This window comes from Bacteroidota bacterium, from assembly GCA_040388375.1.
Taxonomy (GTDB): domain Bacteria; phylum Bacteroidota; class Bacteroidia; order UKL13-3; family UKL13-3; genus JAAFJM01.
The window spans coordinates 39,576-56,016 of the sequence record JAZKBU010000005.1; the positions used below are offsets into that span (position 1 = coordinate 39,576).

The following is a 16,441-nucleotide window of genomic DNA, read 5'->3' on the forward strand; positions in this document are numbered from 1 at the left end:
AAAAATAATAATAGCGCTTGTTAGCTGGCTTAATAGTAAAACTATTCTTGTGGTGGAGTAAGCACAATACTGGGGTTATATTTTTTCTCTATATCATCCATAAATAACGTTAGTTCCTTAATAAATACATCAAGTTCTAATGCGCTGGATTTTAAATGTGATACTATATATTGTAATTCTTCTTCAGTAATTACTGTATCATGTTCTACAAGTGCCATTAAACCTAAACATCTTGCTAAAGGAGATCGAACTCTATGAGATGTCATATGAAGCATTTCACGTAGTTTCTCTGTATAATCTTTTCTTTCTTCTTCAGCAATTTTCTTTTCAGTAATTAAAGTTCGCAGCGAAAGATAAAAAGTTGTTTTTCCCTCGGGTATACTCATTGGTATTATAACAGTGTCAACCCAATAAATGGTTCCATCTTTAGCCTTATTTTTAATTTCATCTTGCCAGGAGTTTCCACTTTTAATTGCTTCCCACATTTGTTTGAAAAACTCTTTTGTATGATATCCGGAATTAATTATTCGGTGATTCTGTCCAATGAGTTCATCTCTTTTGTATTTTGATACTTCACAAAATTTATCATTTGCATAAAGAATTGTGCCGGTTTCATCAGTAATTGATGAAATTATATTTACATCAATTGCCCTTTGATAAGCTTTAAGCAATTCTATTAGTTGCTCAGGATTATTTTTAACTAGATCTAAAATTATTGAATTATGAATACCCATATTGAAAACAAAGGTATTTACGCATCAAATGTTCATTTATGATAATAGTTAAGTTATAAAATGAGTTTTATAAGGGTCACTGCACTAAGTGCGCTCATCTGTCATTTCGTTTGTTCAATTAATTCAAGTCGTTTTACAATACTATTTTTTTCTAAAATGGTACCTGGTGATAAAACGGCATTGGCGCCAATTTTTGAATGGTCGCCAATTAAAGAACCAAATTTCTCCGTTTTGGTGTCAATAATTTGGTTGTTATGTGTTATAAAAATTATTTTGTCTTGTCTTTCGTTAAGGTGATTTGCACAAATAGAGCCTGCTTCAAAATTAATGTGCTGTCCAACTATACTATTTCCAATATAATTGAAATGTGCTATTGCTGAATGGTCAAAGATGATAGATTGTTTTATTTCTGAGCCCGGTCCAATTTTTACAGCGTTACTCAAAAAAATGGGTCCTCTCAAATAAGCGTTTGCACCTATAAAACAATTTTCAGCAATTATAATGGTTCCTTTTAAAACCACTCCTTGTTCAATAATTGCTGTTTTGTGTATGGCAATATTGTTTTCTATTTTATAATTACTGTCTAATGTTTTGATGCTTTGCAATAGTATATCGTCCAAATTGTCAATAATTTCCCAGGGCTGCAAGGTGCCCATTTGTGGAAACTTCATCCTGCTATTTTCTATATAATTTTCAATGTCTATCATACTTCGTAAATCATTTCAGCATTCGCTCGCGTTTCGCGAGTGTTTGTTTGGAATTAGTAATGTAATTACTCGCGAAACGCGCCATTTGTCAGGTTAGCATTAATGTTTATTTGAAGCCTAAAAGTTTCTGCCGCCATGAACGTTCCACTTTTGGCAATGTGCTGTTATGGCCAGACTCTAGTTCGATATTATTCTCTTTAATAAAGTATTCAATATCCTGTCTCCAAGTTGAATCTCCTTTCCAAAACTTTTGTTTGATTGGATGTTCGTAATTTAAATGAGGTCCTAATATGACAGCAACTAATTGTTTCTCGTACTCTTTTTCAGTTCGTAATTCTTTATACCAATCAAAATTGCCCGTCATAACAGATGAAAGCTCGTTTTCAAATAATTTAGCAAACCATATTAAATCTGTCTTTGGATATCCAAATTGTTTTGTGCCAATTTTAGAGACTTGATAATTATCTTCCGCTTGGTTTCCATATAAATGTTTGTAAACCTGGAAAATTGCGAAGGTAAAATCATCATCTTTTTTCCCTAATTCTGAGTATAAATCACCTCTTTCAAATGAGAATGATATTTCAACAAAGCTGTTAGAAAGTGTAACGTAACAGTCTTCACTTTGTTCAATAGCAAGATTGTATTTTTTGATAATTGTATCAAAAGCATTTAAAACGTCCTTTGGAAACTCTTTGTAACTATAACTCATATTTGGCTTGCCTGTAACTTAATAAATGTGAATCTTTATTACACACAATTATAATCTGTTTACTGCAAATTACCCAGAGTACTCGCTAAACGCGAGTGAATGATTTAAAAAGGCAATAAAAAAACCGAATCAAAAACTTGATTCGGTTTAGTACCCGGGGCGGGACTTGAACCCGCACATCTTTAAAGGATACAGGATTTTAAGTCCTGCGTGTCTACCAATTCCACCACCCGGGCAAAAAAAAGAAGTTATTAATTTTCACTAATAACTTCTTAGTGGAGCGAAAGACGAGGTTCGAACTCGCGACCTCAACCTTGGCAAGGTTGCGCTCTACCAGCTGAGCTACTTTCGCATTGTTTAGGGAGTGCAAATGTATAAAAACTTATAAAGTTGCCAAGTGTAAAGTACATTTTTTTTCAAAAAAATATTTAAGTCCCTTAAAATCAATTTTACAATTTTTATAAAAGCCAATAAAAAGGCATTGTTTCGTGCATACAAAAAGTTTTTTGTAAAGCACAAAATGGTGGTTTGCTATGAAAGCTATCGGAATAAAAAAAGGGTAAATAGTATAAATACGGGCAATAGCATTAGTTTTGCAGCCTAAATAAAGTTTAAAATGACCAATAACGATATACTAAAAAAGCTCCGGGTAGCGCTGCATTTGCGCAATGATGAAATAATAGCTATTTGTAAATTGGTCGATTTTAATATTTCAGCCAGTGAATTGGGCGCTTTGTTCAGAAGCGAAGACCACCCCAAATTTATGCTTTGTGGCGACCAGATATTACGCAATTTTTTAAATGGTTTAATTATTCATAAAAGAGGCAAGCTGGAAGATAAAGCACCTGCCAAAGAAGAAAACCTTTAAATCAAATCAGCTAGTTAGCCCTAGGTTAACAGCACACTATACTTTTAAGCACAATCCTTATCAATGAATTATTCAACAATACTTAGCCATTTTAATATAGAAAAGCTAAACCCCATGCAAGAAGCTACCATAGATGCTATTGCAAACAATAACGATGTAAACCTAATATCGCCAACGGGTTCAGGTAAAACACTGGCTTTTTTATTGCCTTTGGTTACTTTGTTAGATAAAGACAACAATAATGTGCAGGCATTGATTATAGTGCCAACACGTGAGTTAGCCATACAGATAGAACAGGTGTTTAAGCAAATGAATACGGGTTTTAAAGTAAACTGTTGTTATGGCGGGCATGCGGTAAAAGTGGAAAAAAATAACTTACAGCAGCCACCTGCTGTTTTAATAGGTACTCCGGGACGTATTGCGTATCATTTAAGAAAAGAGAATGTGATTTTAGACCAAACCCAAATATTGATTTTGGATGAGTTTGATAAATCATTGGAAGCGGGTTTTCAGGATGAAATGGGTTTTATTATTAAGCAGATGGCTACTTTACGAAAAAGAGTGTTAACCTCTGCTACCCAATTAAAAGAAATACCCGCATTTGTTGGCTTTAAGGATGAGTTTCAATTAAATTACGCCAATGCCAACAAACAAGTATTACCTAATTTAAAAGTAAAATCGGTACAAGTGGAAGGCGATGATAAGCTGGAAGCTTTGATGTTATTAATAGGCAAGCTAGGCGACCAAAGCAAGATAGTATTTTGTAACCACCGCGATGCGGTAAACCGAATAAGCGAACAATTAAACTTACATCAGGTAGAGCATGGTTTTTACCACGGGGGCTTGGAACAAATAGACAGAGAAAAAACATTGATTAAATTACGCAATGGCAGCACCCGTTTATTGGTAACAACCGATTTAGCTGCACGTGGTTTGGATATTCCGGAAATAGAAGCGGTAATTCATTACCAGTTGCCATTAACCGAAGATGTAATGATACACAGAAATGGGCGTACTGCCAGAATGCACGCAGAAGGTACGGCTTATTTTTTACTGGATATTGGCGATACCTTGCCACCATTTTTAAAAGAAACACCGGCAGCAGAAACACTGCCCAATAGTTTTATAAAACCCAAGCCTAATGAGTGGACTACTTTATACATTGCTGCAGGCAAAAAGGATAAGATAAATAAAATGGATATTGTGGGTATGCTTTTGCAAAAAGGAAACTTACAAAAAGAGGAATTAGGCAAAATAGAAGTATTGGATTTCTCGGCTTACGTGGCTGTAAAAAGCAGTAAAATACGCAAGACATTGCAGCTGATAAAAGACGAAAAAATAAAAAACAAAAAAGTAAAAATGGAAATTGCCAGCTAGTTTTGTAAGAACTGTAATACCTGTTTCGAAAAAGCTTTTGGATTATCCGCGTGCAGCCAATGGCCTGCATCTTCAATAGTTATTATTTGCGACTGAATAAAATACTCAATAATCTCTGTTTCGTCCTGTTTGGTAATATAGTTTGATAATTCGCCCCTTAAAAACAAAGCCGGTTTGGTAAACACGCCATCGTATGCAATCGGTTTAATAATTTCTTCGTAATCAGCCTCCAATACAGGTAGGTTAACACGCCAGGCATATTTACCCTCCGGTGTGCTGATTAAGTTTTTCAATAAAAATTGTCGGGTGCCAAAGTCAGGTACCAAATGCATCATTAGCCCTTCCGCTTCTTTACGCTTGGTAATCGTATTAAAATCTACCGCATGCAATGCTTCAAAAATGGTATCATGCCCACGTTTATATTGTCGAGGGGCAATATCAGCTACAATTAATTTATCCGTTTTATGCGTATAGTTAAAGGCAAATTGCATGGCTACTTTGCCACCCATGCTGTGGCCCAAAATGTATGCAGATGGAATGTTTTGCTGGTCCATAAACTCCGCTATATCTTCCACCATTAAAGGTATGGAGTAATGGTCCGTATGGGGTGATTTGCCATGGTTACGAAGATCAACTGTATAAACAGTATAAAAAGCCGACCATTCTGTAGCTAAGGTGTGCCAGTTATCAAGCGAGCCTAAAAAGCCATGTAAAATAATAAGCACCTCATTGCTGCTGCCATATTTTTTAAAATTAAGTTGCATACTAGTGTCCTTTTAATCTTTCCTCCAGCATAGCCAGCTCACTGATAGAACCTTTTTCAGAACGGATTATACGACCCGGGAATTTATCAATCAATCTGTAATCGTGTGTGGCCATTAAAACCGAAGTGCCATTTTTTGAAATCTGGTGCAATAGTTCCATAATGCCATTGCTGGTTTCTGGGTCTAAGTTTCCTGTCGGTTCATCCGCCAATATAATAGCAGGTTTGTTTAACAAAGCACGTGCTATTACCAAACGTTGTTGCTCTCCACCGCTTAACTCAAAAGGCATTTTAAAGCTTTTGGTATCCAATCCTACCATTTCCAGTACCTCGTTAATACGGGTGTCCATTTCCGCTTTGTTTTTCCAATCGGTTGCCTGTAATACAAAATACAGGTTTTCATATACGCTTCTGTCCGTTAACAGTTGAAAGTCCTGAAAAACAATACCTATCTTTCTTCTTAAAAAAGGAATTTCTTTGTTTTTAAGTTGGGCTAAGTTAAAGCCCGCTACATTTCCTTCGCCTTTGTTTAATAATAATTCGCCATAAAGCGCTTTTAATAAGGTTGATTTTCCGCTACCCGTTTGGCCTATTAAATAAACAAATTCGCTCTCGTTAACGGAAAGGTTTACATCGGATAAAATCAATGTATTTTGCTGAAAAATGCTTGCATTGTTAAGTATTATAACTGGTGTATTGCTCATGTTAAAATGATTTTTTAGTTAAGTTTTTAAAGTGTTAAAGGGGTTACTTGTCCAAAAGGAATGGCATTCATTAATTCTTTAATTTTTTCAATATGGTTGCCAAGTCCACATTTTTCAAGGGCTTTCTCCGGTCGGTCAGTCCTTGTATAGCAAATAAGCGTAAAGTTGTCGTCTCGTACCTGTAAGTAATCCGGAATTTTTGCTACCCCTTTAATTTTTACTATATACATTGTTTTAAAATTTGTTACCTAATATTATTTAAAATAATTATACTTGCGCCTACAAAACTATAAAATAATATGAGAGATAAGAGACAAGTTATTCTCGCAGTATCATGCCTAAGTATTTTTGCTGCATGTAGCGTACCGAACAACTTTAGTAAAAACAATTACACAGTTACTCCCAATCCTTTAGAGTTAAAAGGTGATAGTGTTGAAATTAGCATCAATGCAACTGTACCTGCCAATTCAATTAACCCTAAGGCTGTAGTTACCTTTTCACCTTTTATTAAATGTGAAGACGGTTCAGTTATTAACTTAAAGGAAACTACTGTAAAAGGTACTAAAGCCAAAGGCAGTGCTGACCAAACTATTGATACCAAAACAGGTGGAAGTGTTAGCTATGCAACAAAAATTGCTTATACTCCTAGTATGAAACGCGCTCAGTTAATGCCTAAATTTACAGCTGCCGGTGTGGTAGTTCCTGTAACTGTTGGTGCATTGGCAGAGGGTACTATTACTACTCCTTTATTAGTAAATAATAATGACATAGCTATTTTTACCAGCGATGATTATAAAGTAGAAACCGTTAACAAAACAGTAAATATTTATTTCCCTGTTGATGTTGATAAATTCAACCCTAACTTTAAAGTAGGTAAAAGCTTAAGTAACAAAGCACAAATTGATGAATTACGTAACTTGTTAAAAGCTGATAAAAACTTTGTAGCACGTGGTATTGCCATCAATGCATATGCTTCGCCTGATGGAGAGTTAGATAGAAATACTAACTTATCAAAAGGACGTGAAGAGTCAACTTTCAAATTCTTTAAAAAAGAGTTGAAAAAATTAGGCTTTGCTGAAGTAAACGATGAAAACTTTACACGTGGTTATACTTTAGCTGAAGACTGGTTAGGTTTTGAAAAAGCTATTGTTGCTTCTGATTTTAAAGAAAAAGAAGAAATTTTAGCGGTAGTTAGAAACAAATCAATTAGCGATGAAGAACGTGAAGGTTTAATTATCCGTCAGTTCCCTAAAGTAAGAGCTAAAATCAGAGAAAATATTTTACCTACATTACGTAGATCGGAGTTAGTTATTAAAGGAGCTAACCCTATGAAAACGGATGATGAGTTAAAAACTTTCTACGGTATGTACGATAAGTTAACCCCAAAAGAATTATTCCACTTACAAGTTATTACTTCTGATGCTGCTAAAAAAGCAGAAGTATTAAATGCTTACCAAGCAGTAGAAACTAACGACTGGAGAAGTTTTAACGACTTAGCGGTTACTCAAATTAACCAAGCTAACTACGATGGTGCTAAAGCTAATTTAGAAAAAGCATTAACTATTAGTGCCGAAAACCCTACAGTATTAGCTAACTTAGGTGTTGTTTACAAAATGCAAGGTAACTATGTTGAAGCTGCTAAATACTACAACATGGCTGGTACTAAAGGTGCTGATGTAAGCTACAACTTAGGTTTATTAGCTATTAAAAATGGTAAATACGCTGAAGCTTCTGCTGCTTTCAAACAAAGTGGTATCAAAGATTTCAACGCTGCTTTAGCTGAATTGTTAAACGGTAATACCAACGGTTGCAAAGCAATTATTGATGGTATGAACCCTGACGAGTTAAAATGGAACCATTACTACTTACGTGCTATTGCTGCTGCCCGTGCTTCTAATTTAGAAGATGTAGCTGCAAACTTAACCAAAGCGGTAAGTCTTAACGGTGACGTTAGAAATATGGCTAAAAGCGATATGGAATTTGGTAAATTGTTTAGCAATCCATTGTTCCAAGGAGCTATCAGATAGTTAACTGAAAATTATTATACAAAAAAGGCCGTTCCATTTGGAACGGCCTTTTTTTATTGGTTGGTGGGGACTCCAACCATGGACAATTTAACAGTCTCAACAATCAATAAGCCGAAACCAACTTATTAACCTTATCAACTCCATAAACCTATAAACCGCTACCTCAATTTTCTTAATCTAGTTCATCGTTTTTAAATTTTGAACGTACGTAACTTTGTGTGCATAATACAATAGGTTATGGACAGAAAAGATTTTTTAAAGAAAGGATTTATGGGCACCAGTTTATTTGTTGCCTCAACTGCCATTGGCAATATTGCTAAAAACGATATTGACGAATTGAAAGAATTAGATATTGTAGGATTTAATCATATACCGAATACAACAACAAAAATTATGGAAAATACAGTTATTCATAAAGCCGAAACCCGTGGCGATGCAAACCATGGCTGGCTAAAAAGTAAACACTCATTTAGCTTTGCTAATTATTATAATCCGGATAGAATGCACTTTGGTGTATTAAGGGTTTTAAACGATGACAGTGTAGAAGGAGGGATGGGTTTTGGAAGTCATCCGCACGACAATATGGAAATTATTAGCATTCCGCTGGAGGGAGATTTGGAACACAAAGACAGCATGAACAATGTGGCTGTTATTAAAAGTGGCGATATACAGGTAATGAGTGCAGGCTCGGGTATATACCACAGCGAGTATAACAAAAGCAAAGAGAAACCGGTTAAGTTTTTACAAATTTGGGTATTCCCCAATAAACGCAATGTTACTCCGCGTTACGACCAGATAACTTTAAACTTAGCCGACAGGCATAATAAATTACAGCAAATACTATCGCCTAATCAAGATGATGAAGGTGTTTGGATTCACCAGGATGCATGGTTCCATTTAGGTAAGTTTGATAAAGGTGTTGCAACCGAATACCACTTTAAAAAACAAGGCAATGGTTTGTATTTGTTTAACCTGAACGGTACGTTAAAAGTAAACGGACAAACCATTGAAACCCGCGATGGATTTGGTATTTGGGATACCGATAAAATAAGCATACAGGCAGAAACGGATGCAGAGTTTTTGTTAATGGAAATACCGATGAGCGTATAATTAAAAAATGGATAACTATTTGTTTTAACGAAGTCAAAAACTCGAGTTTTCGGCTCCGCTCAAACTCCCCTTCGCTCAAATTGACAATTTTGATACTTTCCTACAAATAGGTGGTACTCAATAAAACACTTGTCAACGCTTTTAGAAAAATGGAAAACGCTACCGTTCAATGGTGGCGTTTTTTTATGTTTATATATTCCCCACATTCTTTTTGTTTATAGTTTTGGTAAGCTAATATTGTAAAAAAAGTTTCTCTTACTCATGAATCAACCTGACCTTAAAAAGCCATTAGCCGAGCGCGTTCGTCCACAAAATTTAGATGAATATATTGGGCAGGAGCATATAGTAGGCAAGGGGGCAGCCTTGCGCCAGGCCATTATCAATAAAACAGTTCCTTCCTTATTGTTTTGGGGCTCACCGGGAGTAGGTAAAACTACGCTGGCTAAAATTATATGCAATGAGTTGGGCTTACATTTTTACCAGCTTAGTGCTATTAGTGCAGGGGTGGCCGAAGTACGAAAGGTTATTGAAGAAGCCAAAAAAATAGGCAAAGTATTATTGTTTTTAGATGAGATACACCGCTTTAATAAAAGCCAGCAGGATGCATTGTTAGGTGCGGTAGAAAACGGCAGCATTATACTGATTGGTGCTACTACCGAAAACCCAAGCTTTGAAGTAAACAATGCATTGCTATCGCGTTGTCAGGTTTATATACTAAACGATTTAAGTGCCGATGATTTATTGGCTATTGCACAAGATGCTATTAAGCGTGATGAGTATTTGCAAAAGCGGGTGATTACGTTTAAAGAAACTGATGCACTGTTTGTGCAAAGTCAGGGCGATGCACGCAAGCTGTTGAACTTACTGGAAATGTTGGTGAACCATTTTAAGCCAAACGAAGAAGTTGTAATTGATAATGATATAGTAGAAAAAGTACTGCAACGTAAAATTGCGGTGTACGATAAAGATGGCGAAACCCATTACAATATTATATCTGCCTTTATTAAATCCATACGCGGCAGCGACCCTAACGCAGCGGTGTATTGGTTAGCCCGCATGATAGATGCTGGTGAAACAGTTGAGTTTATAGCCAGACGTATGCTTATACTCTCGAGCGAAGATATAGGCAATGCCAACCCCAATGCTTTGTTAATAGCTACCAATTGTTTTCAGGCAGTGCAAATGATAGGCATGCCCGAAAGCCGCATTATATTATCGCAGTGTGTTATATATTTGGCTACCTCGGTAAAAAGCAATGCCAGCTATATGGCTATAGACGAAGCTTTGGCCCATGTACGCAAACAAGGCAACTTACCCGTGCCATTACACTTGCGTAATGCACCTACCAAGCTGATGAAAGATATAGGTTATGGTACGGATTATAAATATGCGCATGTGTACGACAATAATTTTGTAGAGCAGGAGTTTTTACCCGAAGCCATTAGCGGACTTAAGTTTTACGAGCCCGGTAATAACCCGAGAGAAAAAGAGCTGAGGGCTTTTTTAAAGCAACGCTGGAAAGAAAAATACGGCTATTAGCCTATGGCGTTAAGCTATCTTTCTTTTTACCGAAAACATATTTAATACCAAGGGTTAAGCTGCTTTGAAAAGCCAGTACCGAGAAGCTATGGCGCTCATTATTATTGGAACTGGGACTGCCCGGGTAATTAGAATAATTAATAAAATTGGTTTGTGCTTCAATAGCCAAATTAGGCCTTACAAAATACACGGCACCAACATTAAGCATAGCTGAACTGTACCAATAGTTTGTATTATAGGTAGTGGTGCGGTTATCATTGGTGTTACTCGCATTTTCCTCTGCGTAAGTAGAAGCCAGCTGGGGCGATACCGTAAACCCTATTTGAGGGCTGGCAAACCAATATTTTTTTAACAGGATATTTAAACTATAAGTTTGTCTGTAATTGTCGGACTTATAAGAATAAGGAATGAGCGTGTATTCAGTGTATTCACTGTTGCTAAACTGAAAACTACTGTTAACAGCAGCCCCTAAACTTAGGTTGTTGGCAATAAAATATTCAAAAACGGGTTGTGCGCTTATTCTAAAAGAATTGTTCGACTGATATTTATCGGAGTCATAGGTAAAGCCTAAGCCTGCATTTAAACCTAAGGCAATGCTGCCTTTTTCAATTTGTGCTTTACTGCTTGTAAATGCAAGCACACTCATTAATACAATAATTGTTTTTTTCATAGTTTAAGTTTAATAGGTTTTGCCGTAACTATTTGTTCGGGTTTGTGCTACACAAATAAAACAAATTGAAGCATATTTAAATAAGCACGCTTATATTATTTTTAAACCTTTCCAGTTGTAAACCCATTACAATAAATAGGTCCTTAAAACAAAGCTGGAAAGAAAAGTATGGTTACTAGTTAAGGTGTTAAGCTGGGTTTATTGTTACCCAAAATAAATTTAACACCCACCATTAAGCTGCTTTGAAAAGCCAGTACCGAAAATACATGGCGCTCATTATTGTTATAGCTTGGGCTGCCGGGGTAATATGAATAGTTAACAAAATTGGTTTGTGCTTCAATAGCTATATTGGATTTTACAAAATACACGGCCCCAAAATTAAGCATGGCAGAGTGGTACCAATAGTTGTAATTGTAAGTATTGGTGTTGGTGGTGTACTCGGTGGAGTTATTGTATTCATAGTAAGTAGAAGACAGTTGAGGCGATAATGTAAGCCCTATCTGTGGGTTCATAAACCAATACTTTTTTAACTGGAGGCTTAAACCATAGGTTTGTGCATAACTGTTGGCTTTATAAGAATAAGGACTCACTTTGTAATCATCGTTGCCAAACTGGAAGCCACCATTTATGCCGGCACCCAGGCTTAAGTTACGGGCAATAAAATGTTCAAATACGGGTTGCACATTTATTCTAAATAAATTGTTTGACTGGTTAGGATCGCTGGCCCGGTTAAAGCCCAGCCCCGCATTAATAGTAATGGCGTTGCTGCCTTTTTCAATCTGGGCTTGGCTGCTTGTAAATGCAAGCAGGCATAGTAAGGTAATAATTGTTTGTTTCATGGTTTTGGTGTTTTAGTTTAAGAAATATACTATTTAATGCACACTTAAACGGTAGGCCGCTTGTTTTATTATCCTATTATTTTCTTAATATGTAAAAGCATCACCATATACTCCGCATCTACGTATTGTCCATTTATTTTTAAATCGTTCTTTACCCGTGTTCCCTGACTTTCAAAGCCACACTCTCTGTAAAAGTTAGCAGCCGAGGTTGAGTCCTCTGCATGCAATACCCATAAGTGAATTTGTTCCAGTCCGCTTAGCTTCTCCGCTTTTTCCAGCAAGGCCGTCATCAGTTTTTCACCCCATCCTTTGTTTCTAAAATCAGGGTCTATGTACATGGCATGTATCATTGCTTTGTGTCGTGCCTTTAAGCGCAAATCTCTGCGAAACTTTACAAAGCCAATCAACTCCTCCAGTTCGGTAAACATACCTAATACAAAACACTCCGGAGGTTCTCCAATGGTTTTTAACTCAGTTATAAAATCATCTTCTGTTTTCTCTATTTCATCCTCGTAACTTTCACTAAAGGACAATGGATTGGTCTGGTAACTTTTTAACCTGAGTTGCGTGTAGAGTGCAACATCTTTTTCTTTTAATATTCTTGTATACATTTTAAAAGTAGCTTATAAAGTATCTGCTTTTTTAAACGATGAATCAATCATTCCTTGCAGTACTTTCAAATCAACATTATCTAACTTATTTATGTAAAGACAGCCTCCACCTGTTTTATGCTTTCCCAGTTTTTCAAGGGCCTCTGTTTGGTGATCCATACCCACAGCAATGTATAAAGTAAGGTTGGCTTTGCGGGGTGCAAAACCAATTTTAAACCAATCAACCTCGCGGCCGGTAGCAGGACTTTTATACCGTTTATGGCCAAAACCTATAATGGAACTGCCCCATAATACAGGCTCTTCTCCCGTAGTTTTTTGCATCATTTCCATCAACACAAAACTATCTTTCCGCTTTTGCTCATCTGTTATATTATTCATGTAATCTGTTACATTTATTTCAGTTGGCTTGGTTTTTATGTCTGCCAGTTTCGATTTCTTTTCCGCCATGTGGATTGTTGTTTTGTTTGTTCTATTCAGTACCGATAGTGTTTATTATTTTGCCATGCATGTATCCATTTACCTGCATTTTTTTGCTACCCGTGCTGCAAAGTCGTTCAGCTTATCTTTTTGTTGTTTAGTACATTCAGTGCAGCTTTTTAACATTTTATTTTTTATAAGGCCGGCTTCTTCCTTTTCATGTCCTTCGGCACATATTTTAATTTCGCCAACTACCGTTTTTACCCATTCGTTATAGTATTTTGCTGTTATCAATGGCTCATTCATGGTATAGTTTAAAAACTCCCTTGTTCTTGTTTCTACAAAGCTTCTTGCCATTACGCCCAATGCTTCCGCATACGCTCCATCCGCTTTGTGCATGGTTTGGGTAACGGTTAAAAAATAAAAAGCTTTGGTTTCATCGTTAAGGGTAAACATACTATCCATTAAAGCCAATATATCCTTGTCGGGCGATGGTTCCCGTTTTTTAGCATAAATATCTTTACACACCTGCGAAATTTGTGGGTGTGCCAGGTAAAATGAAATGGGTTTACCCCGCAGCATTAAATCATTGTCTGTTGTACCAGTTGGTGTAAAACTGCTTGCTAAAAATACCGCCAGCAAAATAAAAAGGATATGTTTTAAAGGTGTTGTCATAATAATGGGGCTAATATAAATACGAATAAATAATTAAATGTTACATAATTATTGGTATTTATTCCTTGCACTTGCCCGCATTTTTGCAAATGAGTGTATGTATTTGTAAAGACGTTGCATGCAACGTCTCTACGCATCTCGACACGTTAGCATCTTACCGCTGTGTGCAGGTAAACTGTTTTGCAAATGTGTTATCAGGCTGTATTTTTCTTAGCTGTTGCGTATTCGTATAGCATTAATACAAATGGGAAAATAACAAATACACTCCAAATAGCCAGGTGTCTGGGTAGTATTTGGTAATGGTAATTTAAGAAGAAAACAAGGCCTGTTATAAGCACACAAAACAGCGAGTGTAAACTACTCACCTGCCTGTCCGAATACCTTTTAATATGGTTACTTTTCAATTCCTTCAAATCGCGGTAGTATTGCCCGTTAAACATAGTGCCCTTACCGGGTAAGAAACCCGCCAGCATAGTAAAATTCTGAACAATATAAATGCTTGCAATGCCCAATAAAAAAAACTGCAATCCAATATAAAGTCCGTGGCTGATGTCGGCTGTGTTTTCTATTTGTTCATTTTGGTAAACCCTGTAAATATTGTCAGCGGCAAAAAGCAACATAATAATAGAGCTCCAAATGCTCAATGTTAACCTGCCGGAGCGCGATAAAACAGTATTGGTAAAAGCATGGAATACCGAATAAAGCGCAAGCACAAAGCCAACCAGCATTAATACCATTATAAAGAAATTAGTAGTTTCAATAAAGCCATAATCTATTACCCAATAAATAACCGCTATAGATTGCAGCAGGGTAATACCTTCCGTTAGCTTTGGAATTACTTTGTCGCCATGAAAAGCAATGGAGAAAATGGTAAACATAACCACAAAGGCATAAGGCCATATTTCAATATGGTTTTCCAATTGGTAGCTGTACTCCTTTTTACCCGGAATAAAAGCAACAAAGCTAAAAGCAAAAGCCCCCAATGCTATCCATAAAATGGTAGACCACTTTTCGGTAATGCGCCTGCTTTCAAAAAACAACCCTGCTATTAATGCCAATACACTGATGGGTATTAAATGTTTGGTGGAGCTATGTATGCGAAAACCAACAGAAATGGTAATGGCCAGTAGCATCAGCCCAATGCCAATCATATAGGGTTTCAGGTCAAAAGCTTTGCCTGCTTTGCGTTTGGTGGGTGTGGTCTTTTTTGTTGCCAATGGTATGTTGTTGTTTATAAAAATATACTTATCCTTTTATTAAATCATCAATGAATGCATCCGTCAATTTTCGTTCTTTTATTTGTGCCCAACTACCGTTTGTCGCTGGAAAAGCATTTCTACAATAACCTGCTTTATTTTCAAAATCAAATAGTGCATGATAGTAGTTATTAATAGATAAAAAAGCTTTCGTAAAATCAGGTGTCCATAAAATTTTGATGGTGGATGTTTTGTGTTTGTCCGTTACACTTGCTACATCATAAATATGAAGAGCATCTAGTATAGTTTGGTTGTTATTGTTATCAATAGCATAAAAATAACCGGTTTCCCCGTCATCCTCAAATGCTACAGCATAACCATTGTCTGTAATACTATCTATAAAAGTATCATCACCTACATTAAATAGCTGTTCTTTGTAAATGAGTAATGTTGGTTTGTTACTAAACATGGTGGTTTAAAGAATTTCGTTGTTAAAACTTTATTTTATCTCGTTTGCAAAAGTATTTTGCGTCAATGGCTGAAGTCATACAACTATTGCCATAATAAATTTTATTGTTATAAGGTGTAACGGTGGTATCACCTTTACTATCAATATTCCGAAAAACTTTTGCACTATTCCATCCATAAATAATAGAGATAGTTTGATCATGCTTATTACATTTTGGACAAATCGTTTTGCCAAAATGTTTTTTGTAATCTTTGGGTATTTTAAAGGTCAATAAAATAGTGTCCTTATCCGTTGGTTTTATTGTTTGCATATAGGTAGCTTTTGTAGCTATGTCACTATAGTAAATGTCAAATGCTGTTTCCGCGTTTGCAGAAATGCTAAATGTTCCATCCTCATCAATAATATCTTGTCCAATAACCAATGTGTCAACCATGAATTCAATGGAGAGCCCCCAAACAGTATTTTTATTATCTGTAATAACTTTTCCTAAGAAAATAGTTTCCTTTTTTGGTGTTGCAAAACCCAAACATAAAAAGGTCAATATAGTTAGTGTAAGTATTTTGTATTTGTTTTCTTTGGTCATGAACTATTGCTAAAGTCGTTTTTGCTATGTTACGCAGCCTTGGAAACGAAGATAAAAATAAAATTGAAAACGAAAGGCTTTGTAAAGACGTTGCATGCAACGTCTCTACGCATTCCGCATTTCATTGCCTTTAAAAATGAAGGAGTACTAAATGACTTAATTTACTACACCTCCAAAACTAAAGGAGCATAAAACTATTTAATTTAGTGCTCCTTGAAAGCCGAAGGAGTATAAAAGCACTTCATTTATTACTACCTAAAAACCGAAGGTGTATAAAACTATTTAATTTAGTGCTCCTTCAAAACTGAAGGAGCATAAAAGCATTTAATTTATGGCAGGGTAAAAACTGAACCTGCCACCAAAAAGTATTTTACATATAGGGTAAAAACTGAGACAGTATGGAAAAACTATTTTTACTATATGTTAGAAACTGAACATGCCAT

19 protein-coding genes and 2 tRNA genes are annotated in these 16,441 nt (G+C 36.0%); 5 read left to right on the forward strand and 16 right to left on the reverse strand.

The genetic code is table 11. The annotated features are described in order from the left end of the window. Nucleotides 1-41 precede the first annotated feature (41 nt). The 5 genes from V4538_07840 to V4538_07860 form a co-directional block, all read right to left on the reverse strand. Nucleotides 42-734, reverse strand: coding sequence for a PAS domain-containing protein (locus tag V4538_07840; protein ID MES2380938.1), 693 nt, complete (start codon nucleotides 732-734; stop codon nucleotides 42-44). 101 nt (nucleotides 735-835) lie between these two features. Then, complete coding sequence (locus V4538_07845; protein ID MES2380939.1) at nucleotides 836-1,441, reverse strand: DapH/DapD/GlmU-related protein; 606 nt, start codon at nucleotides 1,439-1,441, stop codon at nucleotides 836-838. A gap of 106 nt (nucleotides 1,442-1,547) precedes the next feature. Continuing rightward, a complete protein-coding gene (locus V4538_07850; GenBank protein MES2380940.1) occupies nucleotides 1,548-2,150 on the reverse strand; it encodes a hypothetical protein in 603 nt (200 codons plus the stop codon). A gap of 151 nt (nucleotides 2,151-2,301) precedes the next feature. Continuing rightward, nucleotides 2,302-2,386 (reverse strand) — tRNA-Leu (locus V4538_07855). 40 nt (nucleotides 2,387-2,426) lie between these two features. Beyond that, nucleotides 2,427-2,502, reverse strand: a tRNA-Gly gene (locus V4538_07860). 264 nt (nucleotides 2,503-2,766) lie between these two features. Here V4538_07860 and V4538_07865 point away from each other — a divergent pair. Continuing rightward, nucleotides 2,767-3,018, forward strand: a complete 252-nt coding sequence (locus V4538_07865; GenBank protein MES2380941.1) for a DUF1456 family protein — start codon at nucleotides 2,767-2,769, stop codon at nucleotides 3,016-3,018. Nucleotides 3,019-3,081: 63 nt separating this feature from the next. Continuing rightward, complete coding sequence (locus tag V4538_07870) at nucleotides 3,082-4,395, forward strand: DEAD/DEAH box helicase (protein MES2380942.1); 1,314 nt, start codon at nucleotides 3,082-3,084, stop codon at nucleotides 4,393-4,395. Here the strand turns inward: V4538_07870 and V4538_07875 are convergent. The 3 genes from V4538_07875 to V4538_07885 are packed head-to-tail and all read right to left on the reverse strand — an operon-like array spanning nucleotide 4,392 to nucleotide 6,092. Further along, nucleotides 4,392-5,159, reverse strand: a complete 768-nt coding sequence (locus tag V4538_07875; GenBank protein ID MES2380943.1) for an alpha/beta fold hydrolase — start codon at nucleotides 5,157-5,159, stop codon at nucleotides 4,392-4,394. The genes V4538_07870 and V4538_07875 overlap by 4 nt on opposite strands. Before the next feature lies 1 nt (nucleotide 5,160). Then, nucleotides 5,161-5,862 carry an ATP-binding cassette domain-containing protein gene (locus V4538_07880; GenBank protein MES2380944.1) on the reverse strand — a complete coding sequence of 234 codons (702 nt, stop codon included), beginning with the start codon at nucleotides 5,860-5,862 and terminating at the stop codon, nucleotides 5,161-5,163. A 26-nt stretch (nucleotides 5,863-5,888) separates the two neighbouring features. Further along, nucleotides 5,889-6,092, reverse strand: a complete 204-nt coding sequence (locus V4538_07885) for a fructose-6-phosphate aldolase (GenBank protein ID MES2380945.1) — start codon at nucleotides 6,090-6,092, stop codon at nucleotides 5,889-5,891. Between the two features lie 69 nt (nucleotides 6,093-6,161). On the opposite strand from V4538_07885, the gene V4538_07890 reads away from it, so the two are divergent. The 3 genes from V4538_07890 to V4538_07900 all read left to right on the forward strand — a co-directional run bounded on the left by V4538_07890 (nucleotide 6,162) and on the right by V4538_07900 (nucleotide 10,538). Continuing rightward, nucleotides 6,162-7,889 carry a tetratricopeptide repeat protein gene (locus V4538_07890; protein MES2380946.1) on the forward strand — a complete coding sequence of 576 codons (1,728 nt, stop codon included), beginning with the start codon at nucleotides 6,162-6,164 and terminating at the stop codon, nucleotides 7,887-7,889. A 393-nt stretch (nucleotides 7,890-8,282) separates the two neighbouring features. Continuing rightward, the gene (locus tag V4538_07895; protein MES2380947.1) at nucleotides 8,283-8,999 is read left to right on the forward strand and encodes a pirin family protein; all 717 of its coding nucleotides are present in this window, start codon (nucleotides 8,283-8,285) and stop codon (nucleotides 8,997-8,999) included. A gap of 261 nt (nucleotides 9,000-9,260) precedes the next feature. Next, a complete protein-coding gene (locus V4538_07900) occupies nucleotides 9,261-10,538 on the forward strand; it encodes a replication-associated recombination protein A (protein MES2380948.1) in 1,278 nt (425 codons plus the stop codon). A gap of 1 nt (nucleotide 10,539) precedes the next feature. Here V4538_07900 and V4538_07905 read toward each other — a convergent pair whose 3' ends face one another. From V4538_07905 to V4538_07940, 8 genes are all read right to left on the reverse strand, one after another. Continuing rightward, nucleotides 10,540-11,208 carry a hypothetical protein gene (locus V4538_07905; GenBank protein ID MES2380949.1) on the reverse strand — a complete coding sequence of 223 codons (669 nt, stop codon included), beginning with the start codon at nucleotides 11,206-11,208 and terminating at the stop codon, nucleotides 10,540-10,542. 179 nt (nucleotides 11,209-11,387) lie between these two features. Further along, nucleotides 11,388-12,047, reverse strand: a complete 660-nt coding sequence (locus V4538_07910) for a hypothetical protein (protein ID MES2380950.1) — start codon at nucleotides 12,045-12,047, stop codon at nucleotides 11,388-11,390. A 68-nt stretch (nucleotides 12,048-12,115) separates the two neighbouring features. Beyond that, nucleotides 12,116-12,658 carry a GNAT family N-acetyltransferase gene (locus tag V4538_07915; GenBank protein ID MES2380951.1) on the reverse strand — a complete coding sequence of 181 codons (543 nt, stop codon included), beginning with the start codon at nucleotides 12,656-12,658 and terminating at the stop codon, nucleotides 12,116-12,118. A 12-nt stretch (nucleotides 12,659-12,670) separates the two neighbouring features. Further along, nucleotides 12,671-13,105, reverse strand: a complete 435-nt coding sequence (locus V4538_07920) for a DUF1801 domain-containing protein (GenBank protein MES2380952.1) — start codon at nucleotides 13,103-13,105, stop codon at nucleotides 12,671-12,673. Between the two features lie 69 nt (nucleotides 13,106-13,174). Next, nucleotides 13,175-13,750: a hypothetical protein gene (locus V4538_07925; GenBank protein ID MES2380953.1), complete on the reverse strand. Its 576-nt coding sequence runs from the start codon at nucleotides 13,748-13,750 to the stop codon at nucleotides 13,175-13,177. Nucleotides 13,751-13,944: 194 nt separating this feature from the next. After that, nucleotides 13,945-14,967, reverse strand: coding sequence for a hypothetical protein (locus V4538_07930; protein ID MES2380954.1), 1,023 nt, complete (start codon nucleotides 14,965-14,967; stop codon nucleotides 13,945-13,947). A gap of 28 nt (nucleotides 14,968-14,995) precedes the next feature. Then, nucleotides 14,996-15,415 carry a DUF2251 domain-containing protein gene (locus V4538_07935; protein ID MES2380955.1) on the reverse strand — a complete coding sequence of 140 codons (420 nt, stop codon included), beginning with the start codon at nucleotides 15,413-15,415 and terminating at the stop codon, nucleotides 14,996-14,998. Nucleotides 15,416-15,437: 22 nt separating this feature from the next. Next, nucleotides 15,438-15,998: a hypothetical protein gene (locus tag V4538_07940; protein MES2380956.1), complete on the reverse strand. Its 561-nt coding sequence runs from the start codon at nucleotides 15,996-15,998 to the stop codon at nucleotides 15,438-15,440. Between the last annotated feature and the right edge of the window lie 443 nt (nucleotides 15,999-16,441).